Here is a 14629-nt window from a genome sequence, read left to right on the forward strand (position 1 = left end):
GAACAAATGTCGAAACTGATCGCGCTGGTAGACGGGTCGATCTACTCGAAGAGCGTTTGCGACCATGCTGCCTGGATCGCAAAACACAAGGGATCGTCCATCGAGATCCTTCATGTCCTCGGCCGACGGGAAACCACCAGCGCGCCGTCCGATCACAGTGGGAGCATCGCGCTTGGCGCCAGAAGCACGCTGCTTGCCGAATTGAGCGCGCTCGACGAGCAGCGCGCCAAGCTTGCGCAGAAGCGTGGCCGCGCAATTCGCGAAGATGCCAAGGCTGCGATCGAGGCTGCCGGCATTACCGACGTTTCGACCAAACTTCGGATTGGAGATATCGTCGAAACGATCGCGGAAATGGAAGCTGACGCCGATATGGTGGTGATCGGCAAGCGTGGCGAAGGCGCCGATTTCGCAAAACTGCATCTGGGCTCGAACCTTGAGCGCATCGCCCGCTCGAGCCGTAAGCCCATCTTCGTCGCATCGCGGGCGTTCAAGCCCATCGAGAGGTTCCTGATTGCCTTCGACGGGGGCACGAGCAGCATGAAGGCGGTTGACCACGTCGCTCGAAGCCGGTTGTTCGAGGGCCTGTCCTGCCGGCTTTTGATGGTCGCGCCAGACACGCCGGAAGCCCAAAAGCGGCTTCAGGATGCCGGTTCGGTCCTTCAGGCCGGTGGCTATTCGGTCAGAGCCGAGATCGTTCCAGGGCAACCCGACGCTGTCATTGCCGGGACGGTCGAAAACGAAGGGATAAACCTCTTGGTCATCGGAGCATACGGGCACTCGCGCATCGGCAGTTTCGTCATCGGCTCTACGACAACTGAGATGATACGGTCGTGCAAAGTGCCGGTGATGCTTTTCCGCTAGAAGGCGCGCTGCCGAGCGGCGGGCGAATGCGCAGAATAGGTTCAGCTTGATGGACGGCGCGGATGTTGCCCGTCTTCTTGTAGATTTGTGAGGCCTTGGTCCGTCTCATCGATTCCATATCGCTTGGAAGCAAGCGTTTGGTGCGAGTTCAGGATCAATCCTCGCCGGCGTGCCTTCGAGGAACGGCGTTCATGATGGCCTCCGCCAGTTCTTCGAGGACGGAAGTATCGCCTTTCGATGCGGCAAATAGCCTGAACTGCGCTTCTGGCAACTCTGGCAGACCGTAGCTTTCGGGTACCCTGACCAGGCCGTTTCTCAGCTGACTGACGATCATCGGCGCTACAGCGAAGCCTGAGATGGCAGCCGCCCTCAGGCTGGCGTTGCTGGTGCATATCATCACCGTGCGCTGGCTGATCCCGGCCTTGGCAAGCCGTTCAAGAGCAACTTCCCTGTAGGGGCATGGTACCGGCAACACGGCCAATGGCAGCGGGTCCGGAAGATCCACGCCGGTATGATCCGCCCATGCCCAGACAAGAGGCTCGCGCCACAGGAGGCGCCCCATCTCCTCACCCTCACACTGGGATCCGAGCACCAGTTCGATGTTGCCCTCCTTCATCTTCGAGAGCAGCGCACCCGGAATCCCGACTTGCACCTCGACCTGCAATCCGGGGCGATCAGCGCCGAATGCCTGCAAGGCGCGAAGGATGGGGACCTGTGCGAAGTCTTCCGAGAGGCCGACGCGAACTCTGCCGTGAAAGGGTGCCTGCGCCAGATCGGCCAAAGCATCCCGGTTAAGGGCGAGCATCGCCCTTGCATAGGCGAGCAGGCGCTCGCCATCTTGTGTCATCTCAAACGAGCGCGTCGTCCTTTTGAGTAACGGCTTTCCGACCTGCTCTTCGAGACGACGCAGGTGCCCACTGACGGCCGACTGCGTAAGGTTCAGTCGCGCCGCTGCCCGACTGAAGCCGCCTTCGTCGAACACGGCGACGAACGTCCTGAGCAGGACCAATTCCAGCATATATTCTGATCCATGATGAATATTGTCGATAATCTCAATTTTTATATCGAATTAAAATATGACGCAATACGGTTCGTCACAATGAGCAAGGATGATCCATGACCAAGCTGCTGCATATCGTTTCCTCGCCCCGTAAAGAGCGTTCCGCCTCGCGTGAGGTCGCCGAGGCCTTTGTTCAAAGCTGTCGTGCTCGGCGACCCGACCTGGCGATTTCAACGCTCGATCTATGGGATGTCGACCTCCCCGAATTCGGTGAGGACGCGATGTTGGCCAAATATGCGGGGCTCAGCGGCACGCCGCTTACCCCTTCTCAACAGCAGGCATGGGCCACATTGCAAGAATTGGCGCAACAACTGCACTGGGCGGATATTGTCCTGCTGTCGACGCCCCTGTGGAATTTCAGCATTCCCTACAAACTCAAGCACTTCATCGACCTGGTATCGCAGAAGGACATCCTTTTCTCGTTCGACCCTGAACACGGGTTCGCAGGACTGCTCCGGGATAAGACCGCCGTGGTCGTCCATGCGCGAGGTCTCGACTATGCGGCGCAATCCATCACGCCGGCGCAGCGCTTCGACTTTCAAAAACCCTATGTAGAAGCGTGGTTGCGCTTCATCGGTATCGAAGATGTCCGCAGTCTAATCATCCAGAAAACCCTCTTTGGACCCGATATTGACCATGCGGCTCGCCAGGATGCACGGGAGGCCGCGTTACAGCTGGCGGAAGATCTGCTGTCGCAGACAACAGAGGCGATTGCATGATTACGAAGCGCCCGCTGCGGACAAGAAGGGCGGCTCTGGAGACTGGCCGGGAAGGTCGCCTTATGGTGCGACGGAGCACCCTCGGTTCAAGCCCGAGGGCATGTTTTTGCGCAACATGCATCAGAACCACATATCGCGCACGCAGCGACCATCGCGCGGCAGGTCCTCGAACGCGTGGAGACCATCGAAATGATCGATTGGCAAGTCGGCGACGGTGTCAGGCGGCGCAAGCCTCACATTGACGGCGATCCGGGTGCGACCGGCGGCACTGGCGCGCAAACCACGCCAGGCCAGCACACAGGCGCATGTCGGACAGAACAGAATCTCGAGCGACGGGGCATCCTTTCCGGAGCGCGTATAAGCACTTGTCGGTCCCGCAAGACGGATGCGTTCGTCGACATAATCGTAAGCCCACAGCGCGCCATAGCGGCGGCAAAGCGTGCAGTTGCAGGCTGTGATCGAGCCGGGATCGCCTTCCAAAGTCCAGTGGGCCGCGCCGCAATGGCAGGTTCCGGTCAGCATTCGTCCTCCTCACGTTCTGGCAGCAACACGAGCATTTGTTCCCAACATTGTGCCGGACCCAGTGCGATATTCAACAGGTTGTGGCGCGGCCTGATGCGCTCGCCGCTTTGGCAAGATGTTCGTTGTCTTCCCCAATATCCTTGCCTTCGTGACAGGCTTTCGCCATGAAGGCCGATGAACTCCCGTTTGCCAGCCAGCACACGCCAGCGGCTCGACGAACTCCTCGTCGCGCGCGGCCTGTTTCCCAGCCGCTCTCGCGCCCGCGACGCGATCGAGCGCGGCACCGTGACGGTTGACGGCGTCATCGCCCGCAAGCCCGGCCAGACCGTCCGGGCTGATTGCCTCATAGAAGTCGATGATCCGGCGCAGGGCTATGTGTCGCGTGCTGCGCTGAAGCTGATCGCCGGGCTCGACTATTTCGACCTCGATCCAGCCGACTGCGAAGCGCTCGACGTCGGCGCCTCGACCGGAGGCTTCACTCAAGTGCTGCTCGGGCGCGGCGCGGCGCATGTCACGGCGATCGATGTCGGGCATGGCCAGATACATCCGGATATCGCCGGCGATCCGCGTGTGACGGTCATCGAGGGATTGAACGCCCGTGATCTTTCGGCCGCCGATCTTGCCGATCGCATTCCAGATTTTATCGTCTCCGACGTCAGCTTCATCTCGTTGAAACTGGCGCTGCCGCCGGCGCTCGCCATTGCCAGGAGCGGCGCCAAAGCAATATTTCTGGTCAAGCCGCAATTCGAGGCGGGCCGCGAGGCGATCGGCAAGGGCGGCTTGCTGAAAGATCCATACGATGCCGCGCGGGTTGCCGGCCTGCTGCAGGATTGGTTGGACGGCGTCCCCGGCTGGCGCTCGCTCGGACTGCATCTGTCGCCGATCGAAGGCGGCGACGGCAACCGCGAGTTCCTGCTCGCCGGGATCAAGGACGCCGGTATCGAGAACAGGGGGATCGGAGGCCGATGAATGCGCGCTTCACGATCACAAGGCTGGGCTCCCAGGGCGACGGCGTCGCCGAGACCGAAACCGGCGAGCTTTTCATTCCGTTCACGCTGCCCGGTGAAACCGTCACCGCCGCGCGCGAAAGGGACCGTGCCACGCTGATGTCGGTGCTGGAGGCTTCGCCGCTTCGCATCGACCCTGCCTGTCGGCATTTCACCGAATGCGGCGGCTGCGCCATCCAGCATCTTGAGGCCAAAGCCTATCATCGGTGGAAGCACGACAAGGTTGCGCATGCGCTCAACAGCAAGGGCATCAGTTGCGACATTGACGCGCTGGTGCCGTGCGCGCCGCAGACGCGTCGGCGCGTCGTGTTCACCGCCAGGCGCAGCGAGGCCGGCATGCTGCTCGGCTTCGTTCGGGCGTTGTCGTCCGAGATCATTTCCATCGAGGAATGCCCGATCTCGCTGCCCGAGATCGTCGCAAAGCTCGACCGCCTGAGAGCACTTGCCGAATTGGTTTGCGCCACGACGAAATCGTTCCGCATGACGGTCACGGCGAGCGGTTCCGGTCTCGATGTCGCGGTTCACGAGTCCGGCAAGCTCGGCGAGAACCAGCGCCGCGTCGCCTCCAATTTCGTCATCGCTCAGGGATTGGCCAGGCTTTCGATCGATGGCGAGATCATCATCGAGCCCAAAAAGCCGGTGGTGCTGTTCGGCAGCGTCGCCGTCGCGGTGCCGCCGGGCGCCTTCCTGCAGGCGACCGAGGCCGCCGAGCAGGCGATGGCCGACATCGTCGGCCGGCACCTCGCGCGTGCCAGGAAGATAGCCGATCTCTTCGCCGGCTGCGGCAGCTTTGCGCTGCGCCTGGCCGCCAGGTCGGAGGTCCATGCGGTGGAGGGGGATGCGGCAGCGCTTTCGGCGCTCGACCGGGCATTCCGTTTCGCCAGCGGTCTGAAGCGCGTGACCAGCGAACGCCGCGACCTGTTCCGGCGGCCGCTCACTTTCAAGGAACTGAATGCCTTCGACGGCGTCGTCTTCGATCCGCCCCGCGCCGGCGCCGAAGACCAGTCGAAGCAGATCGCCCGTTCCGACGTGCCGCTTGTCGCCGCGGTTTCCTGCAATCCGGTGACGCTGGCACGCGACTTGCGCATCCTCGTCGACGGCGGCTACGTCCTGAAAAGCGTGACGCCGATCGACCAGTTCCTGTGGTCGCCGCATGTCGAGGCCGTCGCGCTTCTGGAGAAGCCGAAGCGAAGGCGGTAACAGGTCCGCATTTGTTGAGCTTGAATTTCGCGTAAAATGAGCATACTTTGAGCGTGTTCTGTTCAAAACGTGCTAGGAACCTGTTATGAATACCGCAGCTCTCGATATCAGAGCATCGCGCTTTGGCGACGAGCGTACGCCATTTCTTTCGGCAAGACGGGTGGCTGAACTGCTGGGCGTCAATCTGACCGAACTGGCGGGCCTGATCGGCGTCGCGCGCAACACGCTTGCCGCCAAGACCGGCGCGCGCAAGGTCGACGCCGCATTGAGTCCGATCGTCCGTATCCTTGCGATGGCAGGCGAGATGGCCGGCGATGAACAGCGTGCGGCGATCTGGTTCAAGCATCAGCCGATCCCCGGCTGGGCGGGAAAGACCGCCTACGATCTCGTTCGAGAGGGCAAGACGGACAAGGTGCTAGCCTATCTGGAGGCAGTCCGCTCCGGCATCTATGCCTGAAAACAGACTTAGCCTATGGCGCGCCTTCGTGCCGCGTTGGGCGCATCTGCCGCTTTCCGGCGAAGGAGCAGCCCGCTTTGGCGGTCGCTGGAATCCAGTGGGCGCCCCGACGATCTATGCCGCGGGCGAATTGTCCACTGCCTGGGCGGAGTACAATCAGGGCTTTGTCCAGCATCCCGCGCTGATTGCGCAGCTCGCACTTTCAGGCGCGCGACTGGCAGACCTTACGGACGCTGATGAGTTGACCAGGCTCGGCGTGACGGCAGACATCAACCGATGTGAATGGCGCGATGTCATGGATCAAGGCCTGGTGCCTGAGACGCACACGCTGAGAGATCGCCTGATTGCCGACGGGCAACATGGCGTGATCTACCCCTCCTTCATGTCGCCCGGCGGCACATGCGTCGCGCTGTGGCGATGGAACGAGAGCAACACACCCCGTCTGAAGGTCATCGATCCCGACCATCGCTTGCCGAAAACGCCGGCTTCATGGCTTTAGGGCAGTTCGAGCCGGCCGCGCCGCCGCGCTTCGGCCAGCACACCCGCGTCCATTTCTTCCAACGTCTTCGGCCTGTCTCTATGGGGCAGGGATCCAAATACGTCTTCTGGCCGTGTTTCGGCGAAGACTGGCGCAGGGTTCAGTAGCACGCCCTCCGGAGTATCTTCGACCAGAAGACGTGTGCCGGCGTCCCATTCCCTCCGCTTGTGGATCGCGCTGGGCAGGGTGACCTGCCCCTTGGTCGAGACAGTGGTTACGAGTCTTTCCGGGTTGGCCATCGCGGCGCATCCTCTGAATGTAAGACAAAAACCGCAGCTTCTATCAAACCCGCGTTCCGCCAACCGTCATCTGGTTCATCCTGAGGTGCGGCTGGCCAACGCCGACCGGCACGCCCTGGCCGGCCTTGCCGCACATGCCGATGCCGGTGTCGAGCTTCATGTCGTTGCCGATCATCGAAACCCGATGCATGGCATCCGGCCCATTGCCGATCAGCATGGCGCCCTTGATCGGCTGCGTCACCTTGCCGTCCTCGATCATGTAGGCCTCGGTGCAGCCGAACACGAATTTTCCCGAGGTGATGTCGACCTGGCCGCCGCCGAAGGAGACGGCATAGATGCCATTCTTGACCGAGGCGATGATTTCGTCCGGCTCCATGTCGCCTGACGTCATATAGGTGTTGGTCATGCGCGGCATCGGCTGGTGCGCGTAGCCTTCGCGCCGTCCGTTGCCGGTGGCGTTCATGCCCATCAGCCGGGCGTTCTGGCGATCCTGCATATAGCCGACAAGCTTGCCGTCATCGATCAGCACGTTGCGGGCCGACGGCGTGCCTTCGTCATCGACGGTCAGCGAGCCACGCCGCTCGGCCATGGTGCCGTCGTCGACGACTGTGACGCCCTTGGCGGCCACCTGCTGGCCCATCAGCCCGGCGAAGGCCGATGTCTTCTTGCGGTTGAAGTCGCCTTCCAGCCCGTGGCCGACGGCCTCGTGCAGCATGACGCCCGGCCAGCCGCTGGACAGCACGATGTCGAACGTCCCGGCCGGCGCCGGGATGGCCTCGAGGTTGACCAGCGCTTGCCGCAGCGCTTCCTTGGCGGCGTGCTTCCAGCTCTCCTCGACCAGGAATTCGCCAAACCCTTTGCGTCCGCCCATGCCGTAGGAGCCGCTCTCCTGGCGATCGCCGTCGCCGACCACCACCGACACATTGATCCTGACCAGCGGGCGGATGTCGCGCACCATCTGGCCGTCGGCACGCACGATCTCGACATGCTGCCAGGAGGCGGCGAGCGACGCCGTCACCTGCCGCACGCGCGGATCCTCGGCTCGCAGCCACGCATCGATTTCCTGAAGGAGCTTGGCCTTGGCCTCGAAGGAGGGCGAGGGGATCGGGTTCTCATCGCCATAGAGATGGCGGTTGGTACGGGTGGGAGCCGCAGCAAGCGTGCCGGAATAGCCGCTCTTGACGGTCGAGACAGCGTCGGCCGCGCGCAGCAGCGACGCTTCCGAAAGATCGCTGGAATGCGCGTAGCCGCTCGCTTCGCCGGCGACCGCGCGCAGGCCAAAGCCTTGGTCTGTGTTGAAATTGGCGGTCTTCAGCCGGCCATTGTCGAACATCAGCGCTTCGCTCTCGCTGTATTCGAGGAACAACTCGCCGTCGTCGGCGCCGTTGATGGTCTCGGCGACAATCTGCTTGATGCGATCGTCGGAAATGTCGAATTGGCCGATCAGGCTGTTCATGGCGCGGTCCGTCCGTGGAAAGAGATTGTCCTCACGATGTAGGCGCGAAGGTGCGTCCAGACAATCGGCAATGACCATTGTCTGTGCATGACCCCGAAAATCGGAATCGATTTTCGGAAAGGATCATGCGCAAAATCGAAGCGCTACAGCGTCCTTTGCGCGTCCTTGGACGCGCGGCGCTGTCGCCAAGGGCGGTCACAATCTCATTTTCGTCAGCAGGGTTTTGGGCCTCTCGCCCCGCCTCAAGGCAGGGCGGCGAAACCGTCGGCGAAACCCTTGAGCTCGACCGGAATGCCGATGCCTTCCTCCGGCGTCTGGAAGACGATGAAGGTGGCCGACGTTCCGGTCTTCAGCGTATCGAGCAACGGCTTTTCGAGAATGACCTCGGCATAGCAGCCGTCCTGGAAGCAACGCACGAAATAGGCCCGGCCGATGTCCTTGCCGTCGACATTGAGGCCGAGCCCGTTGGGCAACAGCACGCCGAGCGGCGCCAGCACGCGCAGGATTTCGGCCTTGTTGTCGGCGGTGCGCAGCACGACGACGGAAAGCCCCATCTCGGGACGGTCTTCGGCGACGACGTTCTGCATCATCACGCATTGTTCCGATGTGGCGCCAGCCGGCGTGTCGCAGATGATCGACCATGCGCCATGCGTCGTCCGCACCTTGCCGCTTGGCTGCGCGGCATTGGCCTGGCTGAGGCCAAACGAGCCAACATAGGACAGGCCGATCCCAGCAAGGCCAACGCTAGACACGGCAGCGAGAAGGATGACGTTCGACAAGCTTCTCGAGAGCCCAAGTCTCGAAAGCCCAAGTCTCGAATGCCCAAGTCCCCAAAGCCAAGAGTTCATGACGGCTCCATTGCGAATCACGGCACTTTAAGCCGCGCCAAGGGCAAGTAAAGGATGAGACCACTGCCGGCCTGCCTCGACCAAGGCAATTGTGCGCTTTTCCGTGCCAAATTCGCCCGAATTGCGACGGCCCGGCGCATTTTGCCGGGACACTCCGCCGCTCGGGCATTCGCGGGTCCGACACCGCCGCGGCCGCCGCCACAAGGCGCAGCCGCGCTTGCGCGCAAAAATGCCGCACGGTTTCCCCCGCTCCTTTCTTGCAGAGGCAAATAGAGTATGGTTTGAACCAGCCTCGGGACTATCCGGGATTCCCGTCCCGGCGTTGTTCGATATTCTTGCGGTCCGATCGCGAGGAACTGGGAGTTAATGACGGCAATGAGAAAATTCCTAGCAGACGCCAAACTCCTGGCAAGCGCTGCCGCCACACTGTTCACCGGCGCATCCGCCCATGCGGCCCAGCCTGCGCCGTGGGAGATGACCTTCCAGCCCGCTGCCACCGACATGATGCGGCAGATCGCCCGGTTCGAGCACTATACGCTGTGGTTCATCGTGCCGATCACCCTCTTCGTGCTCTTTCTCATCGCCTATTGCATCCTGAAGTTTCGCGCGAGCGTCAACCCGACCCCGTCGCGCACCAGCCACAACACGCTGATCGAGGTGATCTGGACGGTTGCGCCGGTCGTCGTCCTGCTCCTGCTCGCCATCCCCTCGTTCCAGCTCCTGACCGCGCAATACACACCGCCGGAGGAAGCCAAGCTGACCGTCAAGGCGACGGGAAACCAGTGGAACTGGGACTACGAATACCAGACCGAAAACACGCTTTCCTTCAACTCGGCGATCTTGGCGGATACTGACCGCGCCGCGGCCGGCAAGGAGGACCGCGGCGCTTATCCGCGCCTGCTCGCCGTCGACAACGAGATGGTGGTGCCGGTCAACACCATGACCCGTGTGCTGGTGACGGCGGCAGACGTGATCCACGCCTTTGCCATGCCGTCCTTCGGCATCAAGACCGACGCGGTTCCGGGTCGCATCAACGAGGTCTGGTTCAAGGCGGAAAAGGAAGGCCTCTATTACGGCCAGTGCTCGGAGCTCTGCGGCAAGGACCACGCCTTCATGCCGATCGCGATCCGCGTCGTCTCCGACGCCCAGTACAAGACCTGGCTGGCAGCAGCCGGCACCGACCTTCCCGGCGCCAACAAGGCGCTGATGGCCGAGGTCGACGGCAAAGACAAGGTAGCGGCCGCCGGCAACTGATGCCGCGACCAGAAAAGATCAGGGAACGGAGCCGAACATGGCAGACGCTGCAGCTCACGACCACGACCACAAGCCGTATCATGGCTGGGTGCGGTGGGTGTATTCGACCAACCACAAGGATATCGGTACACTCTACCTGATCTTCGCGATCATGGCGGGCTGCGTCGGCGGTGCCCTTTCGGTCGTCATGCGTATGGAACTGCAGGAGCCTGGGATCCAGATTTTCACCGGCCTGGCGCAGATGGTCTACGGCTTGAACGCCGACGCTGCGCTCGACGGCGGCAAGAACATGTACAATGCCTTCACCACCGCCCATGCGCTGATCATGATCTTCTTCATGGTCATGCCGGCGTTGATCGGCGGCTTCGCCAACTGGATGGTGCCGATCATGATCGGCGCGCCGGACATGGCATTCCCGCGCATGAATAACGTCTCGTTCTGGTTGCTGCCACCGGCTTTCATCCTTCTGATCATCTCGGCCTTCGTGCCGAGCGCGCCTGGCGCCTACGGCGTCGGCGGCGGCTGGACGATCTATCCGCCGCTATCGACCTCGGGCCAGCCCGGACCGGCGATGGATCTTGCGATCCTGTCGCTGCACATCGCCGGCGCCTCATCGATCCTCGGCGCCATCAATTTCATCACCACCATCTTCAACATGCGCGCGCCTGGCATGACGCTGCACAAGATGCCGCTGTTCGCCTGGTCGGTGCTGATCACCGCTTTCCTGCTGCTGCTGTCGCTTCCGGTTCTGGCCGGCGGCATCACCATGCTTTTGACCGATCGCAATTTTGGCACCACCTTCTTCGCGCCGGACGGCGGCGGCGACCCGATCCTGTTCCAGCACCTGTTCTGGTTTTTCGGGCACCCGGAAGTCTACATCCTGATCCTGCCGGGCTTCGGCATCGTCAGCCACATCGTCTCGACCTTCTCCAGGAAGCCTATCTTCGGCTATCTCGGCATGGCCTATGCCATGGTCGCGATCGGGGCGGTCGGCTTCATCGTCTGGGCGCACCACATGTACACGACCGGCCTGTCGCTCGACACGCAGCGCTATTTCGTCTTCGCCACGATGGTTATCGCGGTGCCGACGGGCGTGAAGATATTCTCGTGGATCGCCACCATGTGGGGCGGGTCGATTTCGCTCAAGACCCCGATGCTGTGGGCGATTGGCTTCATCTTCCTGTTCACCGTCGGCGGCGTTACCGGCGTCCAGCTTGCCAATGCCGGTCTCGACCGCCCGCTGCACGACACCTATTACGTGGTCGCGCATTTCCATTATGTGCTGTCGCTGGGCGCGGTCTTTGCCATCTTCGCCGGCTGGTACTACTGGTTCCCGAAGATGACCGGCTACATGTATTCGCCTGTCATCGCCAATACCCACTTCTGGGTCACCTTCGTCGGCGTCAACCTCGTCTTCTTCCCGCAGCATTTCCTCGGTCTTTCAGGCATGCCGCGCCGCTACATCGACTATCCGGATGCGTTTGCCGGCTGGAACATGGTGTCGTCCTACGGCTCGTATATTTCGGCCGTCGGCGTGGTCATCTTCCTTTATGGCGTGTTCGAGGCCTTCCAGAAGAAGCGGGTGGCCGGCGCCAACCCATGGGGCGAGGGTGCGACGACGCTTGAATGGCAGCTGCCTTCGCCGCCGCCCTTCCACCAGTGGGAACAACTGCCGAAGATCAAATAGGCTTCTGCCTGGGGGAAATACGGAGCCGCCGGTTCGCCGGCGGTTTTGGCCAACGGAATGATGGACTTTAAGTACGCATGGCCCTTGTCGACGACACATTGACTGACGAACCGGGCTTTCGCATGTCGGAAGCAACGGCGGGCGATTTCTTCGCCCTGTTGAAGCCGCGCGTCATGTCGCTGGTGGTGTTCACCGCCTTTGTTGGCCTGGTCGCGGCACCTGTGGCCATCAATCCGCTTCTGGCGGTGATCGCGATCCTGGCCATTGCCATCGGGGCTGGCGCGTCCGGCGCGCTCAACATGTGGTACGACGCCGACATCGATGCGGTGATGACCAGAACCGCCGGCCGTCCGGTACCGGCCGGCCGCATCCGGCCGGGCGAGGCGCTGAGTTTCGGCCTGGTGCTGTCGGTGCTGTCGGTGATGACGCTCGGCGTGCTGGTCAATTGGTTGTCGGCCACACTCTTGGCCTTCACCATCTTCTTCTATGCCGTCGTCTACACGATGTGGCTGAAGCGCTGGACGCCGCAGAACATCGTCATCGGCGGTGCTGCCGGCGCCATTCCGCCGGTGATCGGCTGGGCCGCGGTGACCGGAACAGTCAGCCTGGAAAGCGTCGTCCTGTTCCTCATCATCTTTTTATGGACGCCGCCGCATTTCTGGGCGCTCGCCCTCTTCAAGTCCGAGGACTATGCCAGGGCCGGCATCCCGATGATGCCGAATGTCGCCGGCCAGGCTTCGACCCGACGCCAGATCTTTGCCTACGCGCTGATCCTTGCCCCGGTTGGCGTGCTGCCATGGATGCTCGGTTTCACCACACCCGTCTATGGCGTCCTTGCGGTGCTGCTTGGCGCCGGCTTCGTCTGGTATGCGTGGCAGGTGCTGCGGATGGCGGACGACGACCATGTGATGAAGCCGGCCAAGGCATTGTTCGGCTATTCGCTGCTGTACCTCTTCGCTATCTTCGCCATCTACCTTGCCGACTGCGTTGTCGGGCGCGCGCTGGCCACGGGCGGAGCATGACCATGGCCGATAAGAAGCTTGAACTCGTCACGCTGACGGAGCGCCAGCAGAAGGCCCGGCGCAACCGCTCGGTGGCCATCGGCCTGGCGCTGGCGGTGCTTGTCGTCATCTTCTATATCGCGACCGTCGTGAAATTCGGTCACAACCTCACCGGAACGATGTGAGGCTCAGATGAACCGCCAAACGGTGACCCATCCTCAAAACAAGAACACCAACCGCATCGTCGCCGGCGTCTGCATCGCCTTTTTCGGCGGCATGATCGGCATGGCCTATGCTGCGGTGCCGCTCTACGCGATGTTCTGCCAGGCGACCGGTTACGGCGGCACCGTGAAACGCGCAACGCAGCAATATGCCGATCGCGTGCTCGACCGCGATATCACCATCCGTTTCGACGCCAACACGGCCGGCGTGCCCTGGCAGTTCGAGCCGGTCGCCCGCTCCGTCACCATCAAGATAGGCGAGACGGCCCAGGCGCATTATAGCGCCACCAACAAGTTCGTCCGCGCCACCACGGCCCGCGCGACCTTTAATGTGCAGCCGGAATTTGCGGGATCTTACTTCAACAAGGTCGAGTGTTTCTGCTTTACCGATACGACGCTGAAGCCTGGCGAGACGCTGGACATGCCGGTCGTGTTCTATGTAGATCCCGACATCGTCAATGCGCCGGAATTGAAGGACCTGAATACGATTACCCTGTCCTACACGATGTTCCCGGTCGAGAAGAACGAGAAGAAGAAGCCGGTCGTGTTGTCAGTGCCGGCCGAAGGCACAAGCAACAAAGTTTCACATACCGAACGAAGCCTCGGGGGTTGATATGGCAGACGCGCACGCAAAACCACAACATGATTACCATCTCGTCGACCCGAGCCCGTGGCCTTTCCTCGGCTCGGTCGGTGCGTTGGTCACCGCGATCGGCGGCGTCTGTTACATGCAGTATCTCAAGGGCGGCGATTTCCCGATCTTCGGCTTCAACATCGCCAATCCGTGGCTGTTCTTCATCGGCCTCTTGATCGTCATCTACACCATGTACGCCTGGTGGTCGGATACCATCAGGGAAGCGCATGAAGGCCACCACACGCGTGTTGTGTCGCTGCATCTGCGCTACGGCATGATCATGTTCATCGCTTCCGAGGTGATGTTCTTCGTCGCCTGGTTCTGGGCTTTCTTCGACGCCAGCCTGTTTCCCGGCGAGGCACAGCAATATGCCCGCGCCACCTTCACCGGCGGTGTCTGGCCGCCGAAGGGCGTTGAGGTCCTCGACCCCTTCCACCTGCCGCTCTACAACACCGTCATCCTGCTTCTGTCGGGCACTACGGTGACCTGGGCGCACCACGCGCTGCTTCATGGCGACCGCAAGGGGCTGATCAACGGCCTGGTGCTGACCGTCGGTCTCGGCATCCTGTTCACCATGGTGCAGGCTTACGAATACATGCACGCGCCGTTCGGGTTCAGGGATTCGATCTACGGCGCCACTTTCTTCATGGCGACCGGCTTCCACGGCTTCCACGTCATCATCGGCACCATCTTCCTGCTGGTCTGCCTGGTCCGCGCGATGAAGGGCGACTTCACGCCCAAGCACCATTTCGGCTTCGAGGCCGCCGCCTGGTACTGGCACTTCGTCGACGTAGTCTGGCTGTTCCTGTTCGCGTCGATCTATGTCTGGGCCTCGAGCGGCGCGGTCATCGAAGGCCACTGAAATCTTCCTGAGGAAATCGATGAGGCGGCTGCGGCGACGTGGCCGCCTTACCTTTTGGAGTGA

At 61.8% G+C, this 14629-nt stretch carries 17 protein-coding genes; 12 read left to right on the plus strand and 5 right to left on the minus strand.

The genetic code is table 11. From position 1 onward, the window contains the following. Positions 1 to 6: 6 nt before the first annotated feature. Complete coding sequence (locus tag M727_RS0108630) at positions 7 to 861, plus strand: universal stress protein (protein WP_027152348.1); 855 nt, start codon at positions 7 to 9, stop codon at positions 859 to 861. 154 nt (positions 862 to 1015) lie between these two features. Here the strand turns inward: M727_RS0108630 and M727_RS0108635 are convergent, their stop codons facing one another. After that, on the minus strand, positions 1016 to 1879 hold the full coding sequence (locus M727_RS0108635) for a LysR family transcriptional regulator (protein ID WP_027152349.1): 864 nt from the start codon (positions 1877 to 1879) through the stop codon (positions 1016 to 1018). Positions 1880 to 1977: 98 nt separating this feature from the next. Between M727_RS0108635 and M727_RS0108645 the strand changes: the two genes are divergently transcribed. Beyond that, the gene (locus tag M727_RS0108645; protein WP_027152350.1) at positions 1978 to 2640 is read left to right on the plus strand and encodes an NAD(P)H-dependent oxidoreductase; all 663 of its coding nucleotides are present in this window, start codon (positions 1978 to 1980) and stop codon (positions 2638 to 2640) included. A gap of 120 nt (positions 2641 to 2760) precedes the next feature. Here the strand turns inward: M727_RS0108645 and M727_RS0108650 are convergent, their stop codons facing one another. After that, positions 2761 to 3162: a GFA family protein gene (locus M727_RS0108650; protein WP_027152351.1), complete on the minus strand. Its 402-nt coding sequence runs from the start codon at positions 3160 to 3162 to the stop codon at positions 2761 to 2763. A gap of 174 nt (positions 3163 to 3336) precedes the next feature. On the opposite strand from M727_RS0108650, the gene M727_RS36070 reads away from it, so the two are divergent. The 4 genes from M727_RS36070 (at position 3337) to M727_RS0108670 (ending at position 6325) form a co-directional block, all read left to right on the plus strand. Further along, positions 3337 to 4131, plus strand: coding sequence for a TlyA family RNA methyltransferase (locus M727_RS36070; RefSeq protein WP_051505565.1), 795 nt, complete (start codon positions 3337 to 3339; stop codon positions 4129 to 4131). Continuing rightward, a complete protein-coding gene (locus tag M727_RS0108660; protein WP_027152352.1) occupies positions 4128 to 5369 on the plus strand; it encodes a class I SAM-dependent RNA methyltransferase in 1242 nt (413 codons plus the stop codon). The genes M727_RS36070 and M727_RS0108660 overlap by 4 nt, the downstream gene beginning before the upstream one ends. 85 nt (positions 5370 to 5454) lie before the next feature. Then, positions 5455 to 5826: an antitoxin Xre/MbcA/ParS toxin-binding domain-containing protein gene (locus M727_RS0108665; protein ID WP_027152353.1), complete on the plus strand. Its 372-nt coding sequence runs from the start codon at positions 5455 to 5457 to the stop codon at positions 5824 to 5826. Then, on the plus strand, positions 5819 to 6325 hold the full coding sequence (locus M727_RS0108670; protein WP_027152354.1) for an RES domain-containing protein: 507 nt from the start codon (positions 5819 to 5821) through the stop codon (positions 6323 to 6325). The genes M727_RS0108665 and M727_RS0108670 overlap by 8 nt, the downstream gene beginning before the upstream one ends. Here the strand turns inward: M727_RS0108670 and M727_RS0108675 are convergent. The 3 genes from M727_RS0108675 to M727_RS0108685 all read right to left on the minus strand — a co-directional run bounded on the left by M727_RS0108675 (position 6322) and on the right by M727_RS0108685 (position 8907). Next, complete coding sequence (locus M727_RS0108675) at positions 6322 to 6603, minus strand: AbrB/MazE/SpoVT family DNA-binding domain-containing protein (RefSeq protein WP_027152355.1); 282 nt, start codon at positions 6601 to 6603, stop codon at positions 6322 to 6324. The genes M727_RS0108670 and M727_RS0108675 overlap by 4 nt on opposite strands. A gap of 43 nt (positions 6604 to 6646) precedes the next feature. Continuing rightward, a complete protein-coding gene (tldD, locus tag M727_RS0108680; protein WP_027152356.1) occupies positions 6647 to 8059 on the minus strand; it encodes a metalloprotease TldD in 1413 nt (470 codons plus the stop codon). Between the two features lie 242 nt (positions 8060 to 8301). After that, positions 8302 to 8907 carry an invasion associated locus B family protein gene (locus tag M727_RS0108685; protein WP_027152357.1) on the minus strand — a complete coding sequence of 202 codons (606 nt, stop codon included), beginning with the start codon at positions 8905 to 8907 and terminating at the stop codon, positions 8302 to 8304. 375 nt (positions 8908 to 9282) lie between these two features. On the opposite strand from M727_RS0108685, the gene coxB reads away from it, so the two are divergent. The 6 genes from coxB to M727_RS0108715 all read left to right on the plus strand — a co-directional run bounded on the left by coxB (position 9283) and on the right by M727_RS0108715 (position 14566). Continuing rightward, the gene (gene coxB, locus M727_RS0108690; RefSeq protein ID WP_027152358.1) at positions 9283 to 10161 is read left to right on the plus strand and encodes a cytochrome c oxidase subunit II; all 879 of its coding nucleotides are present in this window, start codon (positions 9283 to 9285) and stop codon (positions 10159 to 10161) included. 37 nt (positions 10162 to 10198) lie between these two features. Continuing rightward, positions 10199 to 11848, plus strand: coding sequence for a cytochrome c oxidase subunit I (ctaD, locus tag M727_RS0108695; protein WP_023799325.1), 1650 nt, complete (start codon positions 10199 to 10201; stop codon positions 11846 to 11848). Positions 11849 to 11925: 77 nt separating this feature from the next. After that, positions 11926 to 12870, plus strand: coding sequence for a heme o synthase (locus M727_RS0108700; RefSeq protein WP_027152359.1), 945 nt, complete (start codon positions 11926 to 11928; stop codon positions 12868 to 12870). A 2-nt stretch (positions 12871 to 12872) separates the two neighbouring features. Continuing rightward, complete coding sequence (locus tag M727_RS0108705; protein WP_077381685.1) at positions 12873 to 13034, plus strand: hypothetical protein; 162 nt, start codon at positions 12873 to 12875, stop codon at positions 13032 to 13034. Positions 13035 to 13041: 7 nt separating this feature from the next. Continuing rightward, complete coding sequence (locus M727_RS0108710) at positions 13042 to 13683, plus strand: cytochrome c oxidase assembly protein (protein ID WP_027152360.1); 642 nt, start codon at positions 13042 to 13044, stop codon at positions 13681 to 13683. 1 nt (position 13684) lies between these two features. After that, on the plus strand, positions 13685 to 14566 hold the full coding sequence (locus M727_RS0108715) for a cytochrome c oxidase subunit 3 (RefSeq protein ID WP_027152361.1): 882 nt from the start codon (positions 13685 to 13687) through the stop codon (positions 14564 to 14566). Positions 14567 to 14629 lie beyond the last annotated feature (63 nt).

Source organism: Mesorhizobium sp. WSM2561 (genome assembly GCF_000513915.1).
Lineage (GTDB): Bacteria > Pseudomonadota > Alphaproteobacteria > Rhizobiales > Rhizobiaceae > Mesorhizobium > Mesorhizobium muleiense.

Bases quoted from the DNA above. Each gene is read 5' to 3' on its own strand.
- M727_RS0108630 (WP_027152348.1), top strand. From the start codon at position 7: ATGTCGAAACTGATCGCGCTGGTAGACGGGTCGATCTACTCGAAGAGC.
- M727_RS0108635 (WP_027152349.1), bottom strand. From the start codon at position 1,879: ATGCTGGAATTGGTCCTGCTCAGGACGTTCGTCGCCGTGTTCGACGAA.
- M727_RS0108645 (WP_027152350.1), top strand. From the start codon at position 1,978: ATGACCAAGCTGCTGCATATCGTTTCCTCGCCCCGTAAAGAGCGTTCC.
- M727_RS0108650 (WP_027152351.1), bottom strand. From the start codon at position 3,162: ATGCTGACCGGAACCTGCCATTGCGGCGCGGCCCACTGGACTTTGGAA.
- M727_RS36070 (WP_051505565.1), top strand. From the start codon at position 3,337: ATGAACTCCCGTTTGCCAGCCAGCACACGCCAGCGGCTCGACGAACTC.
- M727_RS0108660 (WP_027152352.1), top strand. From the start codon at position 4,128: ATGAATGCGCGCTTCACGATCACAAGGCTGGGCTCCCAGGGCGACGGC.
- M727_RS0108665 (WP_027152353.1), top strand. From the start codon at position 5,455: ATGAATACCGCAGCTCTCGATATCAGAGCATCGCGCTTTGGCGACGAG.
- M727_RS0108670 (WP_027152354.1), top strand. From the start codon at position 5,819: ATGCCTGAAAACAGACTTAGCCTATGGCGCGCCTTCGTGCCGCGTTGG.
- M727_RS0108675 (WP_027152355.1), bottom strand. From the start codon at position 6,603: ATGGCCAACCCGGAAAGACTCGTAACCACTGTCTCGACCAAGGGGCAG.
- tldD (WP_027152356.1), bottom strand. From the start codon at position 8,059: ATGAACAGCCTGATCGGCCAATTCGACATTTCCGACGATCGCATCAAG.
- M727_RS0108685 (WP_027152357.1), bottom strand. From the start codon at position 8,907: ATGAACTCTTGGCTTTGGGGACTTGGGCATTCGAGACTTGGGCTTTCG.
- coxB (WP_027152358.1), top strand. From the start codon at position 9,283: ATGAGAAAATTCCTAGCAGACGCCAAACTCCTGGCAAGCGCTGCCGCC.
- ctaD (WP_023799325.1), top strand. From the start codon at position 10,199: ATGGCAGACGCTGCAGCTCACGACCACGACCACAAGCCGTATCATGGC.
- M727_RS0108700 (WP_027152359.1), top strand. From the start codon at position 11,926: ATGGCCCTTGTCGACGACACATTGACTGACGAACCGGGCTTTCGCATG.
- M727_RS0108705 (WP_077381685.1), top strand. From the start codon at position 12,873: ATGGCCGATAAGAAGCTTGAACTCGTCACGCTGACGGAGCGCCAGCAG.
- M727_RS0108710 (WP_027152360.1), top strand. From the start codon at position 13,042: ATGAACCGCCAAACGGTGACCCATCCTCAAAACAAGAACACCAACCGC.
- M727_RS0108715 (WP_027152361.1), top strand. From the start codon at position 13,685: ATGGCAGACGCGCACGCAAAACCACAACATGATTACCATCTCGTCGAC.